We start from the raw sequence: 22674 nt of genomic DNA on the forward strand, positions 1-22674 counted from the left end.
TTCCCCCCCCCCCCGCGATTACCAGCAGGGAAAGCACTGATGGTGCCAATAATTTTTTCATCATTAAAATTCCTATGGTTAGTATGATACAAAGCGTGAAATTACGATTAATCCACCATTTTCCAACTTATGCGGAAAATATGCTTCCCAACCGTAAGCCTGCATTGTAAAACAATAACATTCAATTACTGAATAATTTTCGCAGATTCAAGGAAAAAATCCTGATTCCTTACTTCTGCCTTCTTTGTTTCATCATTCCCCGGCAGGCGCGAATTTGGTTTTTGCGTTTCAGTTGCTTTTAGGTTTCAGGCAACTTTTAAATCGTCATTCCTGATAAATACCCGCAATCTAAAATCCCGTCATTCCTGCGCAGATGGGAATCTAGGTTTGTCCTCACCGAAACCGATATGCCGTCATTCCCGCGCAAATGGGAGTCTAGGTCTGTCCGCACGGAAACCGATATGCCGTCATTCCCGCGAAAGCGGGAATCCAGACCCTTCGGCACAGAAACTTATCGGATAAAACGGTTTCTTTAGATTCTACGTCCTAGATTCCCGCTTTCGCGGGAATGACGAATGACGGTGTAAAAGTAACTTGAAATTCAAAAAAGCCATACCGCCCGGATTTTTGCCGATCGGTATGGCTTTTTGATTCAAACCGTTTCAGCGGATGTCGATGTACGCGCCGGAATGCAGGTCGCGCAACAGGTCGGCGGTCGCACGCTCCGCCTTCTGTTGGAAAATATACTGACGCACGGCATTGCGGACGCGTTCCTGAGGCGTGCCGGCCTCGCGTACTTCGTTCAGCTTGATGATGTGCCAGCCGAACTGGGTGCGTACGGGCGCGCCGACCTGTCCGGGTTTGAGCTTGTGGACGGCTTCTTCAAAGGCGGGAACCATCACGCCGTCGGCAAACCAGCCCAAATCTCCGCCATTGCCCGCGCTTGCGTCTTGGGAATATCGGCGTGCCAAACCTGCGAAATCCGTGCCGTTGCGCGCCTGGTCGTAGATTTTGCGGATGGTGCTTTCTGCGCCGACGGCGGCATTTTCGCCGTCTGCCTTAATCAGGATGTGTTGGGCGCGGTATTGGCGCAACGGTGCACCTTCGGGCAGGGTAATGCCTTGTTTTTGCGCCTGCTCGATAAAGCGGTCGACCTCTGCCTCACCGACCCGGCTGTTTTGCATCACTGCCTGCTGGCGGACTTTTTCGGCAATGATGTTGTCGGCAAGCTCGCGGCGTTGGGTGGGGCTGAGGTTTTTGAGGGCGGGATTTTGTGCGACGACGGCATCGATTTCCGCTTCACTTGCCTGAATGTTGCGGCGTTTGCCCGCCTGTACGATCAGGGATTGGTTGACAAGCTGCATCAGCACCTGTCGGGACAGCTCGGATTCGCTTATCTGCGCGTCTTTGGGCAGGTTGGCTTCGGCTTCGGCAACGGCTTCGGCAAGCCGGCGGTTGGTGATGACTTCGTTGTCGGCAACGGCGGCAATGCCGTCTGAAAAGCGGATACCGCCCTGCTGTTGTGCGGGTGCTGCTTCTTTTTGCGCCGTGACGGCAGCTTTGACCGCTTTGGCAGGTGCGGTTTTTGCCTTTTGCGGTGCGGCGTGGACATCGGCTGCTGCCAGCAATGCGGCGGCAATCATCAGGGCTTTGATTTTCATCATTCTTTCCTTATCTTTTGAATCCTGCCTTTGATGGCGGGTTTGGGGTTGTCGGTGGAATGCCGTCTTGTGCAGGAACGGTGCTCCTGCCGGGTTTCCGACGGTCAGGGCCGTTTGTTGCGTCCGGCGGAAAGAGAGTGGGCGGGGATGTAGCCGGGAACGGCGACATCCATCCTGTCTGCGGGATTTTTGCCGACATTGCTCAAGTCTTTCAGGTGCAGGGTGAGGAAGACGGCGTTTTTGTAGGTGTTTTCGCCGGTAACGTAACGTTGGGCGTACACGCCCGCGCCCCAGCAGCCGCAACTGCTTTTGTATTCTGCACCGGCAAGCATTTCTATCGGTTTTTTGGCTTCAAAACCGTAGTTGTAGCGGGCTACGGCCGACAGGTTACGCGTCAGCGACCATTGTGCGGACAGGTCGAGCTGGCTGAGTTTGTCGTAAAAATAGGAGCCGTCGGACTTCAGGTAGATTTTTTCATTGCGCCCGTATTTGTAACGGGCGTTCAATACTTTGCCAGGCTCGGGCAGGTAGCTGATGCCGACGGTGTAATTTTCGGCGCGTTTGTCGTTTTGGTTGTAGTGGATGCTGCTGTCGAGGATGAAGCGGCCGCCTATGCCGCCAGAGGCGAATGCCACCCAGTCGGAATGGCTGCGCGGATTCTTGCCGACGCTGCCGTCAAGCATCACCGCATCATCCTTGAAATAGAATTTCTGACCGATACCGGCGCGGAAACGCTCCTCCCCCGTCGCGCCGTCCAAAATACGGCTCTGCACGGCGGCGGAAAGGCTGTTGGCGGCGTTGATGCGGTCGTTGCCGTAATAGAGGTTTTCGCGGAAGAGCTGCCCGTAGCCGAAACTGCTTTCCGACGAATCGAAATTGGGCAGGTCGTTTTGGGATTTGGCAGGAATGTAGTTGTAGAACAGGCGCGGCTCGAGGGTTTGCAGGACTCCGCCGCCGAACATCCGCGTATTGCGTTCGAAGGTCATGCCGCTGTCGATATTGACGATGGGCAGAGTGCGGCTGACGCGTCGGGCTTCTTGGCTGCCGAAGCGGTTGAGGCTGTAATAGGTGGCGTGCAGTCCGAGTTTGGGACGGACGTAGCCCCAGCTGTTGCTGAAATCCCATTTGATGTCGGGATAGACGACGAGGCGGCTGCCGTCTTGGCGGCTGTCGTGGCTGAAGCGGGTAAATTGTGCGGACACGCCGATTTGCGCCCTGCCTGCGTTTTTATGCCAATCGGCAGAAAGGCGCGGCATCAGGGCATACGGTTTGTCTTTGTAGCCGTTTTGGTTTGCCAGCGTCTGATATTTCTGCACCGACAGACCGACGTTCAAAATGCCGCCAGCCGCCTTGCTGCTGTAATCCAGCCATACCTGCCGGTTGAGGTTGACGTTGCCGGCGATTTCTTCGCTGCCGTAAAAGTCGCGGTAGTAGCCGCTGTCGGAGACTTGGTTGAAATCGACACCCGCCTGAAGCGTGTCGGAAATATCGTGCCGGTGCTGCCATTTCGCCTGATAGCGGTTGTTCCTGCCGCTTTTCTTGTCGTGAGGCAGCCAGGCCAGGTCGGCCTGTCCGCTGTAATCGGGACGCAGGTAGCGGACCTGTCCGTCAAAAACCGCGCCGCGTTCGCCGATAATGCCGGGGGCGAAGGTGGCATCGAAGTTGGGGGCAAGGTTGAAATAATAGGGAACGGAAAGGGAAATGCCGTCTGAACCGGTGGACAGGGAGGGAATAAGCAGACCGCTTTTGCGGTTGCCGTCAAGCGGGAAGTCCGCCCAAGGGGTGTAGAAAATAGGAACGCCGCCGAACACGAAGGCGGCGTGTTTGGCAACGCCTATGCCTTTTTCCCGATCGGCTTCGACAGAGGCCGCCTTGACATACCAGCCGGCATCGCCGGCGGAACAGGTGTTGAATTGGGTTTCCGTCAGTTTGTAATGCCCTTCGCCCAACATTTCGGCGGTGCGGCTGACGCTTTGCAGCCGCCGTCCGCCTTGTTCGGTTTCCATGCGGACGTTGTGCGCTTCGCCGATCTGCTGCTCGAGATTGTAGGTCAGGGTTTCGCCCCGAATCAGCGTACCGTCCTGTTGGAGGGCGAACTGATCGCCTACGGTAACGGTGTCGCCCGACTGGTCGTAATCCGCCCAATCGGCATTGAGGGTCGTCCGGTTGCGTTCGACGACGACGTTGCCTTCGGCACGCACCTGCACCTGCGACTGTCCTTCCATCCTGTCGGCGACAATGCGCGTATAGTCTTCGGGGATGGATGCTTCGCCGCTGCCTTGGACGGCGGCTTCGGTTCTCTCGGGGCTGCCGCTTTCGTTACTGCAAAACAGGCAGGTCGAACCGAGGGTCAAATCGGAAGTTTGTGCGGATTCGGACGCGCCCTGCGCGCCACCTTCTGCGACACGCCCGTCCGCCTCTTCCGCCGCAACGGTATCGGCGGCGCAATGCGTGCCGAAGCAGAGGCCCAATGCCAGCACCAGTGGTTTGAGTGAAAATAAACGAGCCAAAATTGCCCCTCAAGTCGGTTTGCCAGTTAGAATAGCGTTTATTGTAACCTGAAATGCTTTAGTACTGTTATGCAACGGCAAACCGAACTGAGAAATTGGCTTCAGACCGTCTATCCCGACCGCAATTTCGAACTGGCCTTTGCGGCGGCGGATGCGGATTTCCGCCGCTATTTCCGTGCAACGTTTTCAGACGGCGGCAGCGTCGTCTGCATGGATGCGCCACCCGACAAGATGAGTGTCGCGCCTTATTTGAAGGTGCAGAAACTGTTTGACATGGTCAATGTGCCGCAGATATTGCACGCGGACACGGATTTGGGGTTTGTGGTATTGAACGACTTGGGCAATACGACGTTTTTGACCGCGATGCTTCAGGAGCAGGGCGAAACGGCGCACAAAGCCCTGCTTTTGGAGGCAATCGGCGAGCTGGTCGAATTGCAGAAGGCAAGCCGTGAAGGGGTTTTGCCCGAATATGACCGTGAAACGATGCTGCGCGAAATCAACCTGTTCCCGGAATGGTTTGTCGCAAAAGAATTGGGGCGCGAATTAACATTCAAACAACGCCGACTTTGGCAGCAAACCGTCGATACGCTGCTGCCGCCCCTGTTGGCGCAGCCCAAAGTCTATGTGCACCGCGACTTTATCGTCCGCAACCTGATGCTGACGCGCGGCAGGCCGGGCGTTTTAGACTTCCAAGACGCGCTTTACGGCCCGATTTCCTACGATTTGGTGTCGCTGTTGCGCGATGCCTTTATCGAATGGGAAGAAGAATTTGTCTTGGACTTGGTTATCCGCTACTGGGAAAAGGCGCGGGCTGCCGACCTGCCCGTCCCCGAAGCGTTTGACGAGTTTTACCGCCGGTTCGAATGGATGGGCGTGCAGCGGCACTTGAAGGTTGCAGGCATCTTCGCGCGCCTGTACTACCGCGACGGCAAAGACAAATACCGTCCCGAAATCCCGCGTTTCCTCAATTACCTGCGCCGCGTGTCGCGCCGTTATGCCGAACTCGCCCCGCTCTACGCGCTGCTGGTCGATTTGGTCGGCGATGAAGAACTGGAAACGGGTTTCACGTTCTAAGAAACTGCCCTCCGAACGCTTGAAACTAAAAATGCCGTCTGAACCTAAAATCGGGTTCAGACGGCATTTTTTCAGATAGGCTTACTGCGCGGCTTTTTGTTCTTCGCGCACTTTGTCCGCCAAAAGGTCGATGGTGTGCATACCGGATTCCCAGTCGGCAAATTCGACTTTATATTTGCCGCCGACGATAACCGTGGGCGTACCGTCAATTTGGAAGGTTTCGGTCAGCTCCTGCATTTTGTCGGCGCGCGCCTGGCTTTCGGGAGATTCGTAGGCGGCAAGGACTTTTTTGCCGTCAAAGGCGGTTTGTTCGCCCAGCCATTTTTTGAGGACTTCCGGCTCTTGCAGCTTAATTTTCTGATTAACCATCGCATCGAAAATATGGCTGTTCGCCACATCTTTGCTGTCGGCGGCAGCCATATCGACGGCGGCGGCAAGGCGGGCGAGCGGCAGCATTTCTTTCTGCCAGACGACGTGTTCGGTACGCAGGTACATATCGTCTTTAAAAGACTTGGCGTGTTTGCTCAAAACGGGTTCGAGGTGGGCGCAGTGCGGACAGAAGTAGCCGAAAAATTCGAGCACTTCGACTTTGCCTGCCTGCTGTTGCGGAATCGGGTTGGCAAGGACGGTGTAGTTTTGCCCTTCGACCAGTCCGGCGGGGGCGGCGGCTGCCGAAGCGGCAGGCGCGCTGTCGGCCGGGACGCTGGTTTGGACTTTGCTGTCGCACGCGGCAAGGGCGAACAGGGCGGCAACGGCAAGGGCGAGGTGTCTGGATTTCATACGGCTCTCCGTGATGTTGGAAATGGATGATTGGAAATCAATCGGAATCCGGCTATTTTATTGCATTTCCGCGTGTTGATACAGTTTGCCGCCGGAAAAGGAAGCTTTCGTTTCGGGAAACCGCTTCAGACGGCATCAAACCCGATGCCGTCTGAAGCGGTTTCTGTCGTACAATACGCGCCGTTGCCCCAAACGGGTACGACTGTTGAGGAACAATGATGAATATGCTGGGAGCTTTGGCAAAAGTCGGCAGCCTGACGATGGTGTCGCGCGTTTTGGGATTTGTGCGCGATACGGTCATTGCGCGCGCATTCGGCGCAGGCATGGCGACGGATGCGTTTTTTGTCGCGTTCAAACTGCCCAACCTGCTGCGCCGCGTGTTTGCGGAAGGGGCGTTTGCCCAAGCGTTTGTGCCGATTTTGGCGGAATATAAGGAAACGCGTTCGAAAGAGGCGGCGGAGGCTTTTATCCGCCATGTGGCGGGGATGCTGTCGTTTGTGCTGATCGTCGTTACCGCGCTGGGCATACTTGCCGCGCCTTGGGTGATTTATGTTTCCGCACCCGGTTTTGCCAAAGATGCCGACAAATTTCAGCTCTCCATCGATTTGCTGCGGATTACGTTTCCTTATATCTTATTGATTTCACTTTCCTCTTTTGTCGGTTCGGTACTCAATTCCTATCATAAATTCAGCATTCCGGCGTTTACGCCCACGTTCCTGAACGTGTCGTTTATCGTATTCGCGCTGTTTTTCGTGCCGTATTTCGATCCGCCCGTTACCGCACTGGCATGGGCGGTTTTTGTCGGCGGCATTTTGCAGCTCGGCTTCCAACTGCCCTGGCTGGCGAAACTGGGTTTTTTGAAACTGCCCAAACTGAATTTCAAAGATGCGGCGGTCAACCGCGTGATGAAACAGATGGCGCCTGCGATTTTGGGCGTGAGCGTGGCGCAGATTTCTTTGGTGATTAACACGATTTTCGCGTCTTATCTGCAATCGGGCAGCGTTTCATGGATGTATTACGCCGACCGCATGATGGAGCTGCCCAGCGGCGTGCTGGGGGCGGCACTCGGTACGATTTTGCTGCCGACTTTGTCCAAACACTCGGCAAACCAAGATACGGAACAGTTTTCCGCCCTGCTCGACTGGGGTTTGCGCCTGTGCATGCTGCTGACGCTGCCGGCGGCGGTCGGACTGGCGGTGTTGTCGTTCCCGCTGGTGGCAACCTTGTTTATGTACCGAGAATTCACGCTGTTTGACGCGCAGATGACGCAACATGCGCTGATTGCCTATTCTTTCGGTTTAATCGGTTTGATCATGATTAAAGTGTTAGCACCCGGCTTCTATGCGCGGCAAAACATCAAAACGCCCGTCAAAATCGCCATCTTCACGCTCATCTGCACGCAGTTGATGAACCTTGCCTTTATCGGCCCACTGAAACACGTCGGACTTTCGCTTGCCATCGGTCTGGGCGCGTGCATCAATGCCGGATTGTTGTTTTACCTGTTGCGCAAACACGGTATTTACCGGCCCGGCAAGGGTTGGGCGGCGTTCTTGGCAAAAATGCTGCTCGCGCTCGCCGTGATGGGAGGCGGCCTGTATGCCGCCCAAATCTGGCTGCCGTTCGACTGGACACACACCGGCGGAATGCAAAAGGCCGCCCGGCTCTTCATCCTGATTGTCATCGGAGGCTGCCTGTATTTCGCATCACTGGCGGCACTGGGCTTCCGTCCGCGCCATTTCAAACGTGTGGAAAGCTGACCGGTGCGCCGCCTTTTGCCGGCAAACGCTTTTTCCACGCCTATATTCGGGCGCGCATCCCCCGCGTCCGCACCGGACGGGTTGCCGCATCATCATGCCGTCTGAAAACAGAAAAACCGATACCTTATGATTTTGACACCGCCGGACACGCCCTTTTTCCTCCGCAACGGCAATGCCGACACGCTGGCCGCCAAATTCCTGCAACGCCCCGCACCTGCATACCGCCGCGAGCTGCTTCCAGACAGCACGGGTAAAACCAAAGTCGCCTACGACTTTTCAGACGGCATTTCGCCCGATGCGCCGCTGGTCGTGCTGTTTCACGGTTTGGAGGGCGGCAGTGGCAGCCATTACGCGGTCGAACTGATGCTTGCGGTACGCAGCCGCGGTTGGAACGGCGTAGTCGTCCATTTCCGCAGCTGCGGCGGCATTGCCAACACCGCCCCGGTGTTCTACCACTTGGGCGATACCGCCGAAATCGCCTTTACTTTGGACACGCTCGCCGCGCGTTACCGTGAAATATACGCCGTCGGCGTATCGCTGGGCGGCAACGCGCTGGCAAAATATTTGGGCGAACAGGGCGAAAACGCGCTGCCGCAAGCCGCCGCCGTCATCTCCGCCCCCGTCGATGCAGAGGCGGCAGGCAGCCGCTTCGACAGCGGCATCACGCGGCTGCTCTACACGCGCTACTTCCTCCGCACCCTGATACCCAAAGCAAAATCGCTCCAAGGTTTTCAGACGGCATTTGCCGCAGGGTGCAAAACACTGGGCGAGTTTGACGACCGTTTCACCGCACCGCTGCACGGCTTTGCCGACCGGCACGACTACTACCGCCAAACTTCCTGCAAACCGCTGCTCAAACACGTTGCCAAACCGCTGCTCCTGCTCAATGCCGTCAACGACCCCTTCCTGCCGCCCGAAGCGCTGCCGACACCGGACGAAGTGTCCGAAGCCGTTACCCTGTTCCAACCTGCACACGGTGGTCATGTCGGCTTTGTCAGCAGCACCGGCGGCAGGCTGCACCTGCAATGGCTGCCGCAGACCATCCTGTCCTATTTCGACAGCTTCCGCACAAACAGTCGTTAACGGTTTGATGCTAATATTCCCCCTTTCCCCAGACGAATACGGAACCCGACATGACCGACATCCTCAATAAAATCCTTGCCACCAAAGCACAGGAAGTTGCCGCCCAAAAAGCCGCCGTCGACACCGAACACATCCGCGCACTTGCCGCAGAAGCCGCGCCCGTCCGCAGCTTTATCGGTTCGATACACGGCAAACACTGCCTAAACCTGCCCGCCGTCATTGCCGAAATCAAAAAGGCAAGCCCGAGCAAAGGTCTGATCCGTCCGGACTTCCGACCGGCCGAGATTGCACGCGCCTATGAAAACGCCGGAGTGGCGTGTTTGTCGGTACTGACCGACGAACCCTATTTCCAAGGTTCGCCCGAATACCTCAAACAGGCGCGCGAAGCCGTATCGCTGCCCGTGCTGCGCAAAGACTTCATCATCGACGAATATCAGGTTTATCAGGCGCGCGCATGGGGGGCGGATGCCGTCCTGCTGATTGCCGCCGCACTGGAACAGGAACAATTGGAACGCTTTGAAGCGGTGGCGCACGAATTGGGCATGACCGTCCTGCTCGAGCTGCACGATGAAACCGAAGTGGAAAAATGCCGCAACCTGACCACGCCGTTGTGGGGCGTAAACAACCGCAACCTGAGGACTTTTGAAGTCTCCCTCGACCAAACCCTGTCGCTGCTGCCCGCGCTGGAAGGCAAAACCGTCGTTACCGAAAGCGGCATTACGGGTAAGGCGGATGTGGAATTTATGCGGGCGCGCGGCGTGCACACCTTCCTGATCGGCGAAACGTTCATGCGTGCCGACGATATTGAGGCAGAAGTGGGCAAACTCTTCTAAATCCCGATTTCAGACGGCATATTGCCGCCGACCGATCAACACCCTTACCGAGCACGGAACCATCATGCACCGACCGACCGCCAAACAGATTTTGCACGAAGTATTCGGTTATCCCGAATTTCGCGGCAAGCAGGAGGCTATCGTCAATGCTTTGGCCGGCGGCGAGAGTTTGATGGTGCTGATGCCGACGGGCGGGGGCAAGTCTTTGTGTTACCAGATTCCGGCGCTGATGCGCGAAGGCGTGGCGGTTGTCGTATCACCGCTGATTGCGCTGATGAACGACCAAGTGGCCAGCCTGCATGTGGCCGGAATTGAAGCGGCGGCAGTCAACAGCAGCACATCGGCAGATGAGGCGCGCGAGATTGCCGACAAGCTCGCCCAAGGCCGTCTGAAACTGCTTTATGTCGCTCCGGAACGCTTGGTTACCGACCGCTTTTTGCGTTTTCTCGACCAACAAACCGTCAGCCTGTTTGCCATTGACGAGGCGCATTGCGTCAGCCAATGGGGACACGATTTCCGCCCCGAATATCAACAGCTCGGCATCCTTGCCGAACGCTATCCGAACGTCCCGCGCATCGCCCTGACCGCCACCGCCGATGCCGCCACGCGCACCGACATCAAGCATTATCTGCACTTGGACGACGCGCCCGAATTTGTCTCCAGCTTCGACCGCCCGAATATTTATTATCAGGTTATCGAAAAAAATAATGGTAAAAAACAATTGCTGGATTTCATCCGCAAAGAAATGGCGGGGCAAAGCGGCATTGTGTATTGCTTAAGCCGCAAAAAGGTTGAAGATGTGGCGCGGTTTTTGCGTGAAAACGGATTAAACGCGATTCCGTATCATGCCGGTTTGGGTATGGACGTGCGCGAGGAAAACCAACGCCGCTTTACGCGTGAAGACAATATTATCGTGGTGGCGACCGTGGCGTTCGGCATGGGCATAGACAAACCCGACGTGCGCTTTGTCGCCCATCTCGATATGCCCCAGAGTGTCGAACATTTCTATCAGGAATCGGGGCGTGCCGGCCGAGACGGGCTGCCTGCCGTGAGCTGGCTGTGTTACGGCCTGAACGATTGGGTGTTGCTGCGCGAACGGATTGCCGAAGGCAACAGCGACGAAGTGCAAAAGCAAATCGAAATGCAAAAACTCGATGCCATGCTTTCCGTCTGCGAAACCGCCGCCTGCCGCCGCGTACTGCTGCTCAAACATTTCGGCGAAGAATCCGAACCCTGCGGCCATTGCGACAACTGCCTGCATCCGCCTGTGCGGTTTGACGGCACGGTGTTGGTGCAAAAATTACTCAGCTGCGTGTACCGCGCCGGACAACGTTTTGCCGCCGGTTACATCACCAACCTTTTGCGCGGCAAAAGCGACGATTGGATACGCGGCAACCGGCACGAACAACTGTCCACATTCGGCATCGGTGCAGAATTGTCCGACAAAGAATGGCGCAGCGTCATCCGCCAGTGCATCAGCCTCGGCTACCTCACCGTCAACATTGCCCGATATCAGGCATTGCAACTGACCGAAGCCGCCAAAAAAGTCCTCAAAGGCGAAACCGGAGTGATGCTGCGTCCGCTCAAGCGCGGCAAGCCCGCCGTCCGCACCCTCAAAGACAACTGGCTGCGTACCGAACGCGAAGAACGCCTGTGGCAGGCATTGCGCGTTTGGCGCATGAAACAGGCAGAAGCCGAAGGCATCCCCGCCTATATGATTTTCGGCGACAAAACCCTGCGCGACCTTGTCGAAAAAATGCCGCAAAACCTCAACGGGCTGCACGACATCTACGGCTTGGGCGAAGCCAAAATCGACCGTTTCGGACACGGCATACTCAAAGTCTGCCAAAACGCCGCCGGCTTCAGCCGCGACGCGGCCATCCGTCCTCAAACCGAACGCGAACAACAACTGCGTCAAAAACTCGAAGCCTGGCGGTATGAACAGGCAAGGGCGGAAAACTGCGCCCTGCATTCCGTCCTCTCCGACGAAAGCCTTGCCGATATGCTTGCTGATACGCCCGAAACCGAAACCGACCTCGAAGGCGTGCACGGCTTGGGCAGCGTACGCGCCGCCAAATACGGACGGGACATCCTCGCCGTCTGCCGTCCGTTTTCAGACGGCATCGATGAAGCCGCCAAACGCAAACGCCGCCTGATGCGCGCCCTGATTCAATGGTGCAACGAAACGGCAAAACACGAACAGTCCGAACCCTACCGCATTCTCAGCAAAGCCGCCCTGCGCGCCATTGCCGCCAAACAGCCGGAAGGTTTGGCGGAGCTTGCCGCCGTATATGGCGTAGGCGAAGAAAAAGCCGCACGTTACGGTGCGGCGGTATTGGCGGTGTTGGAACGAGATGCCGTCTGAAGCCCGATACCAAGTTTCAGACGGCATTGCCTCTATTTAAAAATTCCTGTTTTTATCAAATATTTCAAACAGTTTTTCCTTGTCAGCACAAGACCCCTCCGGTATCAGGTCCAATATCGTTTCCAACGCCTCGGCAATATCTTCCCGCTCTACCGTGTCGATAAAGAGTTTTTTGTCCATTTTGTTGAAACCTCCGGTATAGGCTTTGACCGCCTCTGCCAGCTCCTCTCCTATGTTTTCAGGCGGATTGCCGAGCAGTTTGACCACGCCGGCACGGGTTTTCCGGTATAGCTCCGCCGCTTTTTTGGCATGGCTTTTCGGGATATGCTCCGCGCCGTCCCAATCGCGGAAGGGGTTGTCGAAATTTTGCGCCAGCCATTCGGGTTTTCGGGCTTTTTCTATCCACAGGTCCAGCCCGTCTTCCTTCCGTTTCTTATAAAGTTTCTTCACTGCCTTCGCCGCCTCTTCGGGCAGGCTGCTCATCCACAGCCTGTGCAGCTTCGGCAGCCGGTCGGGATGCGGGATGTCGTCCGCGCCGAAACCGAACAAATCTACGGTAGTGAACACTTCCAAATCCTCAAATCCCGATACGGCGGAAAAATTGGCGATATTGCCCGGTTTGCCCCACAGCCGTATGGTTTTGAGCTTGGGATACGTTTCCGACAGGTTTTGCATATCGAAATCGGCAATGCCCATGACGTTGACGGCGGTCAGGTTTTCCAAACCCCGCACTTTGGGAACGCTTTTGCCCACTTCCAAAATCAGACCCGCGCCCTTTTCGGCGGTACAGACCTTGCAGTTTTCCTTGATTTCGCCTTTCAGGTTCAGGCTGTCCAAGCCTTCGTTCAAATAAAGCGATTCCACGCCGGTCATATCGACAGAAAGGTCGGTTATGCGCGTATTGCTGAAATCCAGCACGGTCTGACCGTGGTTTTCCAGACACAATCGGGTGATAAACGGGTATTCCTCCAGATATTCATATAGATTTTTATGCCATTTGGTCAGAAACAGCGAAGACAGGCAGGGAAATGCCTTCAGTTCCATCGCGTCTTCAAAATCATCCCAAACATCGCTCAAATTCTGTTTGGATATGCCGTATTCCCGTCCGGCAAACATCACGGTCTTTTTGCTTTTGGCGGCTTTTTTGAATGCCTTTCTCTGTTTTTCGGGTATCTGCTGCCATCTCAACTGACGGTACACGTCGTAGCCGTCGCCCCAAAAAGAGGCATACTGCTGCGTGTCTTCACCGCACAGCGGCGCGGTATTCCCAACCCGTACATATCCCGTCGGCACGACGGCACTTGCCTTATACATGTGCAGACCGCGTTCCCAATACATAAAGTCTTTGTAAAGCGGTTTCAAATCCGCCAGCTCCTCCGCCCCAAGCGGTTTTTTGCCCTGCCAGTCCAAAGCCAGCAGGGTCGCATATGCTTTTTTCCCACCGTGTTCTTCAACTCGGGTAACCTGGCAGGCAGTGTACTGCTTCAGTCTGATGTTATAGACGCAATATACGTCTCCGGCATCGGCATACATCGGCATTTCCTTTATTTCTGTCGGTTTTCACAGACAGATGCCGTCTGAAACCTGGAAACGGCTTCAGACGGCATCTGCACATCATCTCTTCGGAAAAAAACGCACCACGTTCTCCCCCTGCGGCAGCATCAGTTTTTTAACGGCGTGTCCGTACACCGTTTCCAGCGTAATGCTCAAACCGCCTTCCCGTTCAAATATCGCCCCGACACACGAACGTGCGGCGTTTTCATCGTTCCACGACATCGCCCGCCAAACGCCCAGCGTGTCCATATCCGCCCAAAACGTTTCCGCCTTTTTGTAATCCAACACCAGCTTCGCCGTATCGGTAACGGGGTCGTAAAAGCCGTTTTCAGCAAGCATATCGCCCAAGTCGTGCATATCGGGGAAAAGCACACTGCGGCTCTCAATACCGTTTTCTTTCAGACGGCATTTCAGTTCCGCCAAGGTATCGCGCCCGAAGCAGGTGAAAAACAGCAGCCCGTCCGTCTTCAGCGCGCGCGCCCAGTTGTGCAGCACGGGAAGGATTTGTTCCGCCGCCAACAGTCCGAGATTCGACCACAACATATCGGCACACGCTTCGGGCAGCGGCGCGGTCGGGGATTGGCAGTGTTGCACCACGCCCTTACCCGTAAACCTTTGCCAGAAACCGCCCTTGCGCGCGGCTGCGGCAGCCGCCAAAAAATCCGCACGGGAATCGTATTCTTCAAATACCGCCTGCGGATAGCGTTTCGCCAGCAGCCTGCGGCTGATGTCCGCATCCGCCCCGGCAAGCAGGATATGCCCGGGCGCGTTGCGGACGAGTGTCAGGCGTTGGTCGGCATGTTCGGCAAGATGGCGGTGAACCTGCCAGCGTTTGTCCTGCGGATTCATCTCAAACCCCTTCGGCAAAATCGCGGTACAGCGCGGCAAACGCTTCCGCGTGGCTCAAAAACGGCGCGTGTGCCGCCTTTTCCATCACAACCAACCTGCTTCCTTTCAAATGCCGGTGCAGATACTCGCCCATACGCGGCGGCGTAATCGCGTCTTTGCCGCCGAACACCAGCAGTACCGGGACATCTATCTTGTCCAACAAATGCCGCGCATCCGCCCTTTCCGCCGCGTCCAAAGCTTCCTGCAAGGCTTGAGGCGTTCCGCACCGTGCCAAATCGGGCAGGATTCTGCCGATGATTTCGGCGGCATCGGGCGTGTGCAGAAGCTGGAGTTGTAGAAACTGTTTGATATATTTGGCATAATCCGTTCGGAACGCGCCGACCATTTTGCCCAATGCGGGCGCGGCAAGCCCTTCGGGATAGTCTTCGTCAGCCGTCAGCCGGGCGAAACTCGCCGTCAGGCAGAGCGAACGGACTTTTCCGGGATGGCGGGCCGCCAGATACAGTGCGATCAATCCGCCGAGCGACCAGCCGAGAATGTCGGCGGGCGTATCGATTTGTGCGGCAACAGCGTCGGCGGCTGCCTCAATATCGAAGGGTTGCACGAAGGGCGCGTCGCCGTGTCCGGGCAAATCGACGGCGGACACCGCCCACGTTGCAGGCAGGCGCGGCATCAAATCGTCAAACACGTGGCGGTTCGCCCCCCAACCGTGTATCAGGTAAACTTTTTTGACGGCATCAGGCATGGATTTTCTCTCTTGTTGGCGGCGCATCGCAGACGCGGCCGCAGTCAGACACTGCGTATTATGCCACGATTCATCAGACGTTTCAGACGGCATCTGCGCCAGCTGCAATACCGATTTGGCAAGTTTCCGCACCGACGCGGCAAACAGCTGCCCCCTGTGTTTCAGACACGTTCAAGGCGGCGCGGTGTGCGGCGCGTGCCAGAAAAAACCGCCCGCATTCGACCGGATGTGGGCATCGCTGCATTATGAACCGCCCGTCAGCAATATGATACGCGCGCTGAAGCACTTGGCTGATTTGGGCATGGTGCAGCCGCTGTCAGACCTGATGATGCAGAATCCGCCCGACCGGCTTTCAGACGAATGTTTCGATTTCGTCCTGCCCGTTCCACTAAGCAGGGAGCGGCTGCTGCAACGCGGGTTCAACCAAAGTGAAAGCATCGTCGGGTTGTTGGCACAACGCTACGGCTGGCAGATACTGCCCCGACACACCGTATTCCGACACCACCGTCCGCCGCAAAGCACGCTCAAAGGCGGCGAACGGCGGCGAAACATCAAAAACGCCTTTGAAATCCGCACACCGCCGCCGAAAAACTGTAATATTTTGTTAATCGACGATGTCTTTACCACCGGCGCGACGCTGGACGAATTGGCAAAGACGCTGAAAAAATCGGGCGCGAACCGAATCTGCTGCTGGACGCTGGCACGCACGCCAATGAAAAAATAACTAAATTTTTTGACACCCCATCCGCCTTGTGGCAAGGTTACGCGCCTATAAGTGATTGATATTTATGTTTACCATCGTTTTATACCAGCCGGAAATCCCCCCGAACACGGGCAACATCATCCGCCTGTGCGCCAATACCGGCGCGGATTTGCACCTGATCAAGCCGCTCGGCTTCCCATTGGATTCCGCCAAAATGAAACGCGCCGGGCTCGACTACCACGAGTTCGCCAGCCTGACGGTGCACGAAAACTTCGACGACTGCCTCAAGTCGCTGGCAGGCCGACGTATTTTCGCACTGACCACCAAAGGCACGGCGCGCCCCGATGAAACCGCGTTTCAAAAAGGCGACGTTTTACTGTTCGGGCCGGAAACACGCGGACTGCCTGCCGACATCCTCGACAGCCTGCCCGCCGCGCAAAAAATCCGCCTGCCGATGCAGCCCGGCAGCCGGAGTATGAACCTTTCCAATACCGTTGCCGTGATTCTCTTTGAAGCGTGGCGGCAACACGGTTACGCAGGCGGCGTTTGAACGCAAGTTCATGCCGTCTGAAAACCGTTCGGACGCATTCCAAACCGCTGCCGCAGCGTGCGGCGGTTCGGAATGTGTCCGTAGGGCATGATGCCCATTCGTCTTCAACTCAAGAACGGAACACGTTTTGACTTTAACCCGAAAAACCCTTTTCCTCCTCACGGCCGCATTCGGCATACATTCCTTTCAGACGGCATCCGCCGATGCAGTGGTCAAAGCAGAAAAACTGCACGCCTCCGCCAACCGCAGCTACAAAGTCGCCGGAAAACGCTACACGCCGATAAACCAAGTTGCCGCGTTCACGCAAACCGGCAACGCCTCATGGTACGGCGGCAGGTTTCACGGGCGCAAAACTTCCGGCGGGGACCGCTACGACATGAACGCCTTCACCGCCGCCCACAAAACACTGCCCATTCCCAGCTATGTGCGCGTAACCAATACAAAAAACGGCAAAAGCGTCGTCGTCCGCATCAACGACCGCGGCCCCTTCCACAGCAACCGCATCATCGACGTATCCAAAGCGGCGGCCCAACAATTGGGCTTTGTCAGCCAAGGTACGGCACATGTCAAAATCGAACAAATCGTCCCGGGCCAATCCGCACCGGTTGCCGAAAACAAAGACATCTTTATCGACTTGAAATCTTTCGGTACGGAACACGAAGCACAAGCCTATCTGAACCAAGCCGCCCAAAACCTGGCTTCATCAGCATCAAACCCGAACCTATCGGTTGAAAAACGCCATTACGAATATGTCGTCAAAATGGGACCGTTTTCCTCGCAGGAACGTGCCGCCGAGGCCGAAGCTCAGGCACGCGGTATGATTCAGACGGCATTGACTGCCGGTTGATGTCCCGCCTTTACGTCCTTCAAACACCACCAGATACTTCGCAGGAGCAAAACATGAACTTCAAACGCCTTCTCTTGACCGCCGCCGCAACCGCACTGCTGGGCATTTCCGCCCCCGCGCTCGCCCACCACGACGGACACGGCGATGACGACCACGGACACGCCGCACACCAACACAACAAACAAGACAAAATCATCAGCCGCGCCCAAGCCGAAAAAGCAGCGTTGGCGCGTGTCGGCGGCAAAATCACCGACATCGATCTCGAACACGACGACGGCCGTCCGCACTATGATGTCGAAATCGTCAAAAACGGACAGGAATACAAAGTCGTTGTCGATGCCCGCACCGGCCGCGTGATTTCCTCCCGCCGCGACGACTGAATTTGATACAATCCGTGCCGTCTGAAGCCCGAACCGGTTTCAGACGGCATTTTGCACCCGACACTTCAGGATTCGGCACACATGATCAGCAGACTGACCGGCAAACTGGTTGAAAAAAACCCTCCGCAAATCGTCATCGATGTCAACGGCGTAGGCTACGAAGCCGACGTATCCATGCAGACCTTCTACAACCTGCCGCCCGTGGGTGAAAGCGTACAACTGTTTACCCAGCTTATCATTCGGGAAGACGCACATCTTTTATTTGGTTTTGCCACTGCGGAAGAGCGCAAAACATTCCGCCAACTGATTAAGGTCGGCGGCATCGGGGCAAAAACCGCTTTGGGCATTTTGTCGGCGATGACGGCAGACGAGCTGGCGCGGGCGGTTGCAGAAGAAGATGTCAAACGCCTCTCCTCCGCTCCAGGAATCGGCAAAAAAACCGCCGAACGCATGGTCTTGGAACTGCGCGGCAAGCTGGTCGCGCATACGGTAACGGACGGGCTATTTGCCGCCCCGTCCGAGAATGACGAAACCAATGACATCGTCAGCACGCTGCTTGCGCTGGGTTACAGCGAACGCGAGGCAAAAGCGGCGGTCAAAGGCGTTCCGAAAGGAACGGACGTGGGCGAAGGCGTGCGCCTTGCTTTGAAAAACCTGCTGAAATAATGCCGTCTGAAGGCGGCGCGGCGTTTGCCCTGCCGAAACCCTGCGTTTCCGCCCCGTGCTGTCTTCCCGACGGCTTTTCCCGTAAAATGGCGTTATTGTCCTTCCTTTCAGACGGCATTGTGTTTGATGCCGTCTGAAACTGTTTTACCGAAATCGAAAACAATGTTGAACAAAATATTTTCTTGGTTCGAGTCCCGAATCGACCCCTACCCCGAAGCCGCCCCGAAAACGCCTGAAAAAGGGCTGTGGCGGTTTATCTGGAGCAACATCAGGGGCTTGCGCAAATGGATTGCCGTTTTGGCGACATTTACCGCAGGCATCGGCATCATGGAAGCCCTGCTGTTTCAATTTATGGGCAAAGTCGTGGACTGGCTCGGCAAATACACGCCCGCGACCCTGTTTGCCGAAAAAGGCTGGGCGTTGACGGCGATGGCGGCGATGATGGTGTTTTTCGCCCTCTGGACCTTCCTCGCGTCCAACGTGCGCCTGCAAACCCTACAAGGCGTGTTCCCCATGCGCCTGCGCTGGAACTTCCATCGCCTGATGCTGGGGCAGAGTCTCGGCTTTTATCAGGACGAATTTGCAGGACGCGTGTCCGCCAAAGTCATGCAAACCGCGCTGGCGTTGCGCGACGTGGTGATGACGGTTGCCGACATGGTCGTTTATGTGCTGGTGTATTTCATCACCTCCGGCGTGATTCTGATTTCGTTCGACGGCTGGCTGCTGCTGCCCTTTATCGGCTGGATTATCGGCTTTGCCTTGGTGATGCGCTTCCTGATTCCCAAGCTCGGCAAAACCGCCGCGCGTCAGGCGGATGCGCGTTCGCTGATGACCGGCCGCATTACCGACGCCTATTCCAACATCACCACCGTCAAACTTTTCTCCCACGGCGCGCGCGAAGCGGCCTACGCCAAGCAGTCGATGGAAGAATTTATGGTGACGGTACACGCCCAAATGCGTTTGGCAACGCTCCTGCACACCTGCAGCTTCATCGTCAACAGCTCGCTGACCGCCGGCACGACCGCACTGGGCATCTGGCTTTGGTATCACGGGCAAGTCGGCGTCGGCGCGGTTGCTACCGCCACCGCCATGGCGTTGCGCGTCAACGGTTTGTCGCAATACATCATGTGGGAATCCGCCCGCTTGTTTGAAAACATCGGCACCGTCAGCGACGGCATGGCAACCCTGTCCAAACCGCACACCATCCTTGACAAGCCGAACGCCCTGCCGCTGAAAGTGTCGCAAGGCGAAATCAAGTTCGAACACGTCGATTTTTGCTACGAAGCAGGCAAACCGCTACTCAACGGCTTCAACCTGACCATTCGCCCGGGCGAAAAAGTCGGCTTGATCGGACGCAGCGGCGCGGGCAAATCCACCATCGTCAACCTGCTTTTGCGCTTCTACGAACCGCAAAGCGGCACGATTTCGATCGACGGCCAAACCGTGGACAGCGTAACCCAAGAAAGCCTGCGCACCCAAATCGGTTTGGTCACGCAAGACACCTCGCTGCTGCACCGTTCCGTGCGCGACAATATCGTTTACGGCCGCCCCGATGCGACTGATGCCGAAATGATTTCCGCCGCCGAACGCGCCGAAGCCGCTGATTTCATCCCCAACCTTTCCGATGCCAAAGGGCGGCGCGGCTATGACGCGCACGTCGGCGAACGCGGCGTGAAACTCTCTGGCGGTCAACGCCAGCGCATCGCCATCGCCCGCGTCATGCTCAAAGACGCGCCGATTCTTCTTTTAGACGAAGCCACCAGCGCGCTCGACTCCGAAGTCGAAGCTGCCATCCAAGAAAGCCTCGACAAAATGATGAACGGCAAGACCGTCATCGCCATCGCCCACCGCCTCTCCACTATCGCCGCGATGGACAGGCTCATCGTCTTGGACAAAGGCCGCATCATCGAAGAAGGCAGCCACACCGAGTTGCTCGAAAAACAAGGCCTGTACGCCAAACTTTGGGCACACCAAAGCGGCGGCTTCTTGAGTGAGCATGTCGAGTGGCAGCATGACTGAAACCTTATTGTCTGGAAACCGCCGTTTTCAGACGGCATTCCCGTTCCCCTACCCGTCAAAACCATGACCGATACCGCCCAAATCATCACCAGCTACGGCCGCCGCTACATCGTGCGTACGCCAGACGGCAAAACCTACGAAGCCAGCACGCGCAAAAAGCGGGTCGATTTCGCCTGCGGCGACCGCGTGCATATCCAAAACATTAACGCCGAACAGGCCGTCATCGAAGACTACCTGCCGCGCGAAAGCCTGCTCTACCGCCAAGACGCTTGGAAAACCAAACTTATCGCCGCCAACGTCAGCCAGCTCCTTATCGTTACCGCCGCCGTTCCCTCGCCCAGCGAAGCCTTGTTGCAACGCGCCCTCCTAGCTGCCGAAGCCGCGGGCATCCAAGCTGTCATCATCCTGAACAAAGCCGACCTGCCTGAAACCGCCCTCTGGCGCGAAAAACTCAAATTCTACGAAACGCTCGGTTATCCCGTCATCGAAACCCGCGCGCTGGAAAACGCCGACATCCTGCGTCCCGTCCTGCAAGGGCATAGCAACATCCTGCTCGGACAAAGCGGCATGGGTAAATCCACCCTGACCAACGCCCTCTTGGGCAACCAAACCGCCCGCACTGGCGACATTTCCACCGCGCTCGACTCGGGAAAACACACCACCACCCACGCCCGGCTTTATGATTTGAACGGCGAAACCCAACTCATCGACTCCCCGGGTTTGCAGGAATTTGGTTTACACCACCTCCAAGCCGCCGATTTGCCGCGCTATTTCCCCGATTTCCGCCACCTTGTCGGGCAATGCCGCTTCCACAACTGCACCCACCGCGCCGAACCCGGCTGCGCCTTCAAAGCCGCCGCCGAAACCGGGGCGGCAAGCCCAGAACGCCTCGCCTTTTTGCAGGGCATCACCGACGAACTGCTCGGGTAACGCCTTGCCGTTTACAGGACAAAACAATGCCGTCTGAAGCCGGATTCGGGTTTCAGACGGCATCCGTTTGGCAAAAATGCTACAATCCGCTTTTTACTGGAACATCCGTTTCAACACACAGGACGACACATAAAGCACCGCCCTATGTGCCGTCCTGATTTGGAAGGGCTTACACCCCTCCCAAATAAAGTCTGATTCTACCGCCCCGAAGGACAGATGTCCAAGTGGCGGGGTTTCAACCGAAAAGGAAACACGATGAAGAAAAACGCACCGAAATCGTTTGAAGAAGCCTTGTCACGCCTTGAATCGCTGACGCAGTCTATGCAGGGCGAAATGCCCTTGGAAGACGCGCTTGCCGCCTATCAGGAAGGCAACGAGCTGGTCAGGTACTGCCAAACCAAGCTGGCACAAGTCGAACAGAAATTACAGGTTTTGGATGCGGACGGGCCGAAGGAGTTGAACCTTGAATCCGACGAATGATTTGAAAGCGTGGCAACAGAGGGCGCAGGCGCAAACAGAGCTGCTGCTGGAACGCTTTTTGCCGTCTGAAAACGAAATCCCGCACACGCTGCACGAAGCGATGCGTTATGCGGCTTTGGACGGCGGCAAACGTCTGCGCCCGATGCTGGTGCTGGCGGCTTCGGAATTGGGTGGGGCTGTGGCGGACGCGGTCGGACAGGCAATGGCGGCAATCGAAATGATCCACGTCTATTCTTTGGTTCACGACGATATGCCGGAGATGGACAACGACAGCCTGCGTCGGGGCAAACCGACTTGCCATGTGCAATACGACGAAGCCACCGCGCTACTGGTCGGCGACGCTTTGCAAACCCAAGCCTTCGACGTATTGAGCCGTCCGACAGAACTGCCCGCCGCACGCCAGTTGGCGATGCTGTCGGTGTTGGCGAAAGCGGGCGGCAGCGCGGGTATGGCGGGCGGTCAGGCAATCGATTTGGCAAATGTCGGCAAACAAATGGTTCAAGCCGATTTGGAACGGATGCACAGCCTGAAAACGGGTGCGTTGATCCGTGCGGCGGTTTTATTGGGGGCGACGGCGTGTCCCGATCTGTCCGATGCGGAACTTGCCGTATTGGACGCTTACGCGGCAAAACTGGGGCTGGCGTTCCAAGTCATCGACGATGTGTTGGATTGTGAAGCGGACACGGCGACTTTGGGCAAGACGGCGGGCAAAGATGCCGACAACGACAAGCCGACTTATGTGAAACTGATGGGCTTGGAAGCGGCGCGCTCATACGCACACAAACTGGTTGCCGAAGCGGTCGCGCTGCTCGAACCCTTCGGCGGCAAAGCCCTGCGCCTGCGGCAGTTGGCAGAATTTGCAGTCGCCCGCAAATATTGAAACCGGCG

Annotated in this window: 22 protein-coding genes; 16 read left to right on the forward strand and 6 right to left on the reverse strand. The window is 56.6% G+C overall.

Annotated elements, in window-relative coordinates; translation table 11 throughout:
- Positions 1-662: 662 nt before the first annotated feature.
- The gene (locus Q9J79_RS04415) at positions 663-1661 is read right to left on the reverse strand and encodes a peptidylprolyl isomerase (RefSeq protein WP_301911194.1); all 999 of its coding nucleotides are present in this window, start codon (positions 1659-1661) and stop codon (positions 663-665) included.
- Between the two features lie 104 nt (positions 1662-1765).
- Entirely contained in the window at positions 1766-4171 is a 2406-nt protein-coding gene (locus tag Q9J79_RS04420; protein ID WP_301911111.1) for an LPS-assembly protein LptD, read from the reverse strand.
- Between the two features lie 69 nt (positions 4172-4240).
- On the opposite strand from Q9J79_RS04420, the gene amgK reads away from it, so the two are divergent.
- Complete coding sequence (amgK, locus tag Q9J79_RS04425) at positions 4241-5245, forward strand: N-acetylmuramate/N-acetylglucosamine kinase AmgK (protein WP_301911112.1); 1005 nt, start codon at positions 4241-4243, stop codon at positions 5243-5245.
- An 81-nt stretch (positions 5246-5326) separates the two neighbouring features.
- Here amgK and Q9J79_RS04430 read toward each other — a convergent pair whose 3' ends face one another.
- Positions 5327-6025 carry a thiol:disulfide interchange protein DsbA/DsbL gene (locus Q9J79_RS04430; protein ID WP_301911113.1) on the reverse strand — a complete coding sequence of 233 codons (699 nt, stop codon included), beginning with the start codon at positions 6023-6025 and terminating at the stop codon, positions 5327-5329.
- 218 nt (positions 6026-6243) lie between these two features.
- Between Q9J79_RS04430 and murJ the strand changes: the two genes are divergently transcribed.
- The 4 genes from murJ (at position 6244) to recQ (ending at position 12063) form a co-directional block, all read left to right on the forward strand.
- Complete coding sequence (gene murJ / locus Q9J79_RS04435; protein WP_301911195.1) at positions 6244-7782, forward strand: murein biosynthesis integral membrane protein MurJ; 1539 nt, start codon at positions 6244-6246, stop codon at positions 7780-7782.
- A gap of 126 nt (positions 7783-7908) precedes the next feature.
- Positions 7909-8865 carry a YheT family hydrolase gene (locus tag Q9J79_RS04440; protein ID WP_301911114.1) on the forward strand — a complete coding sequence of 319 codons (957 nt, stop codon included), beginning with the start codon at positions 7909-7911 and terminating at the stop codon, positions 8863-8865.
- Positions 8866-8915: 50 nt separating this feature from the next.
- Positions 8916-9698, forward strand: coding sequence for an indole-3-glycerol phosphate synthase TrpC (trpC, locus tag Q9J79_RS04445; RefSeq protein WP_301911115.1), 783 nt, complete (start codon positions 8916-8918; stop codon positions 9696-9698).
- A gap of 64 nt (positions 9699-9762) precedes the next feature.
- A complete protein-coding gene (gene recQ / locus Q9J79_RS04450; protein WP_301911116.1) occupies positions 9763-12063 on the forward strand; it encodes a DNA helicase RecQ in 2301 nt (766 codons plus the stop codon).
- A 36-nt stretch (positions 12064-12099) separates the two neighbouring features.
- Here the strand turns inward: recQ and Q9J79_RS04455 are convergent, their stop codons facing one another.
- The 3 genes from Q9J79_RS04455 to bioH form a co-directional block, all read right to left on the reverse strand.
- Positions 12100-13602 (reverse strand): gliding motility protein, encoded by a 1503-nt coding sequence (locus Q9J79_RS04455; RefSeq protein ID WP_304685283.1) that lies wholly within the window; start codon positions 13600-13602, stop codon positions 12100-12102.
- Positions 13603-13677: 75 nt separating this feature from the next.
- A complete protein-coding gene (locus Q9J79_RS04460) occupies positions 13678-14466 on the reverse strand; it encodes a class I SAM-dependent methyltransferase (RefSeq protein ID WP_301911118.1) in 789 nt (262 codons plus the stop codon).
- A gap of 1 nt (position 14467) precedes the next feature.
- On the reverse strand, positions 14468-15211 hold the full coding sequence (gene bioH / locus Q9J79_RS04465) for a pimeloyl-ACP methyl ester esterase BioH (protein WP_301911196.1): 744 nt from the start codon (positions 15209-15211) through the stop codon (positions 14468-14470).
- Here bioH and Q9J79_RS04470 point away from each other — a divergent pair.
- The 11 genes from Q9J79_RS04470 to Q9J79_RS04520 all read left to right on the forward strand — a co-directional run bounded on the left by Q9J79_RS04470 (position 15210) and on the right by Q9J79_RS04520 (position 22666).
- Positions 15210-15935 (forward strand): ComFC family protein, encoded by a 726-nt coding sequence (locus Q9J79_RS04470; protein WP_301911119.1) that lies wholly within the window; start codon positions 15210-15212, stop codon positions 15933-15935. The genes bioH and Q9J79_RS04470 overlap by 2 nt on opposite strands.
- Before the next feature lie 64 nt (positions 15936-15999).
- The gene (gene trmL / locus Q9J79_RS04475; protein ID WP_301911120.1) at positions 16000-16464 is read left to right on the forward strand and encodes a tRNA (uridine(34)/cytosine(34)/5-carboxymethylaminomethyluridine(34)-2'-O)-methyltransferase TrmL; all 465 of its coding nucleotides are present in this window, start codon (positions 16000-16002) and stop codon (positions 16462-16464) included.
- 127 nt (positions 16465-16591) lie between these two features.
- Positions 16592-17311: a septal ring lytic transglycosylase RlpA family protein gene (locus Q9J79_RS04480; RefSeq protein ID WP_301911121.1), complete on the forward strand. Its 720-nt coding sequence runs from the start codon at positions 16592-16594 to the stop codon at positions 17309-17311.
- A 53-nt stretch (positions 17312-17364) separates the two neighbouring features.
- Positions 17365-17691: a PepSY domain-containing protein gene (locus Q9J79_RS04485; RefSeq protein ID WP_115110324.1), complete on the forward strand. Its 327-nt coding sequence runs from the start codon at positions 17365-17367 to the stop codon at positions 17689-17691.
- A gap of 81 nt (positions 17692-17772) precedes the next feature.
- Positions 17773-18357, forward strand: a complete 585-nt coding sequence (gene ruvA / locus Q9J79_RS04490) for a Holliday junction branch migration protein RuvA (RefSeq protein ID WP_301911122.1) — start codon at positions 17773-17775, stop codon at positions 18355-18357.
- Positions 18357-18494 (forward strand): hypothetical protein, encoded by a 138-nt coding sequence (locus tag Q9J79_RS04495; RefSeq protein ID WP_118778457.1) that lies wholly within the window; start codon positions 18357-18359, stop codon positions 18492-18494. Before ruvA ends, Q9J79_RS04495 begins: the two co-directional genes overlap by 1 nt.
- 25 nt (positions 18495-18519) lie before the next feature.
- Positions 18520-20376 carry an ABC transporter ATP-binding protein gene (locus tag Q9J79_RS04500; protein ID WP_301911197.1) on the forward strand — a complete coding sequence of 619 codons (1857 nt, stop codon included), beginning with the start codon at positions 18520-18522 and terminating at the stop codon, positions 20374-20376.
- Between the two features lie 63 nt (positions 20377-20439).
- Positions 20440-21306 (forward strand): ribosome small subunit-dependent GTPase A, encoded by an 867-nt coding sequence (gene rsgA, locus Q9J79_RS04505; RefSeq protein WP_373321218.1) that lies wholly within the window; start codon positions 20440-20442, stop codon positions 21304-21306.
- Between the two features lie 26 nt (positions 21307-21332).
- On the forward strand, positions 21333-21464 hold the full coding sequence (locus Q9J79_RS04510; RefSeq protein ID WP_301002841.1) for an exodeoxyribonuclease VII: 132 nt from the start codon (positions 21333-21335) through the stop codon (positions 21462-21464).
- A gap of 58 nt (positions 21465-21522) precedes the next feature.
- Positions 21523-21786, forward strand: coding sequence for an exodeoxyribonuclease VII small subunit (locus Q9J79_RS04515; RefSeq protein WP_003708151.1), 264 nt, complete (start codon positions 21523-21525; stop codon positions 21784-21786).
- On the forward strand, positions 21770-22666 hold the full coding sequence (locus Q9J79_RS04520) for a polyprenyl synthetase family protein (protein WP_301911123.1): 897 nt from the start codon (positions 21770-21772) through the stop codon (positions 22664-22666). The genes Q9J79_RS04515 and Q9J79_RS04520 overlap by 17 nt, the downstream gene beginning before the upstream one ends.
- Positions 22667-22674: the final 8 nt, after the last annotated feature.

The sequence above is a fragment of the Neisseria viridiae genome, from assembly GCF_962747995.1.
Lineage (GTDB): Bacteria > Pseudomonadota > Gammaproteobacteria > Burkholderiales > Neisseriaceae > Neisseria > Neisseria viridiae.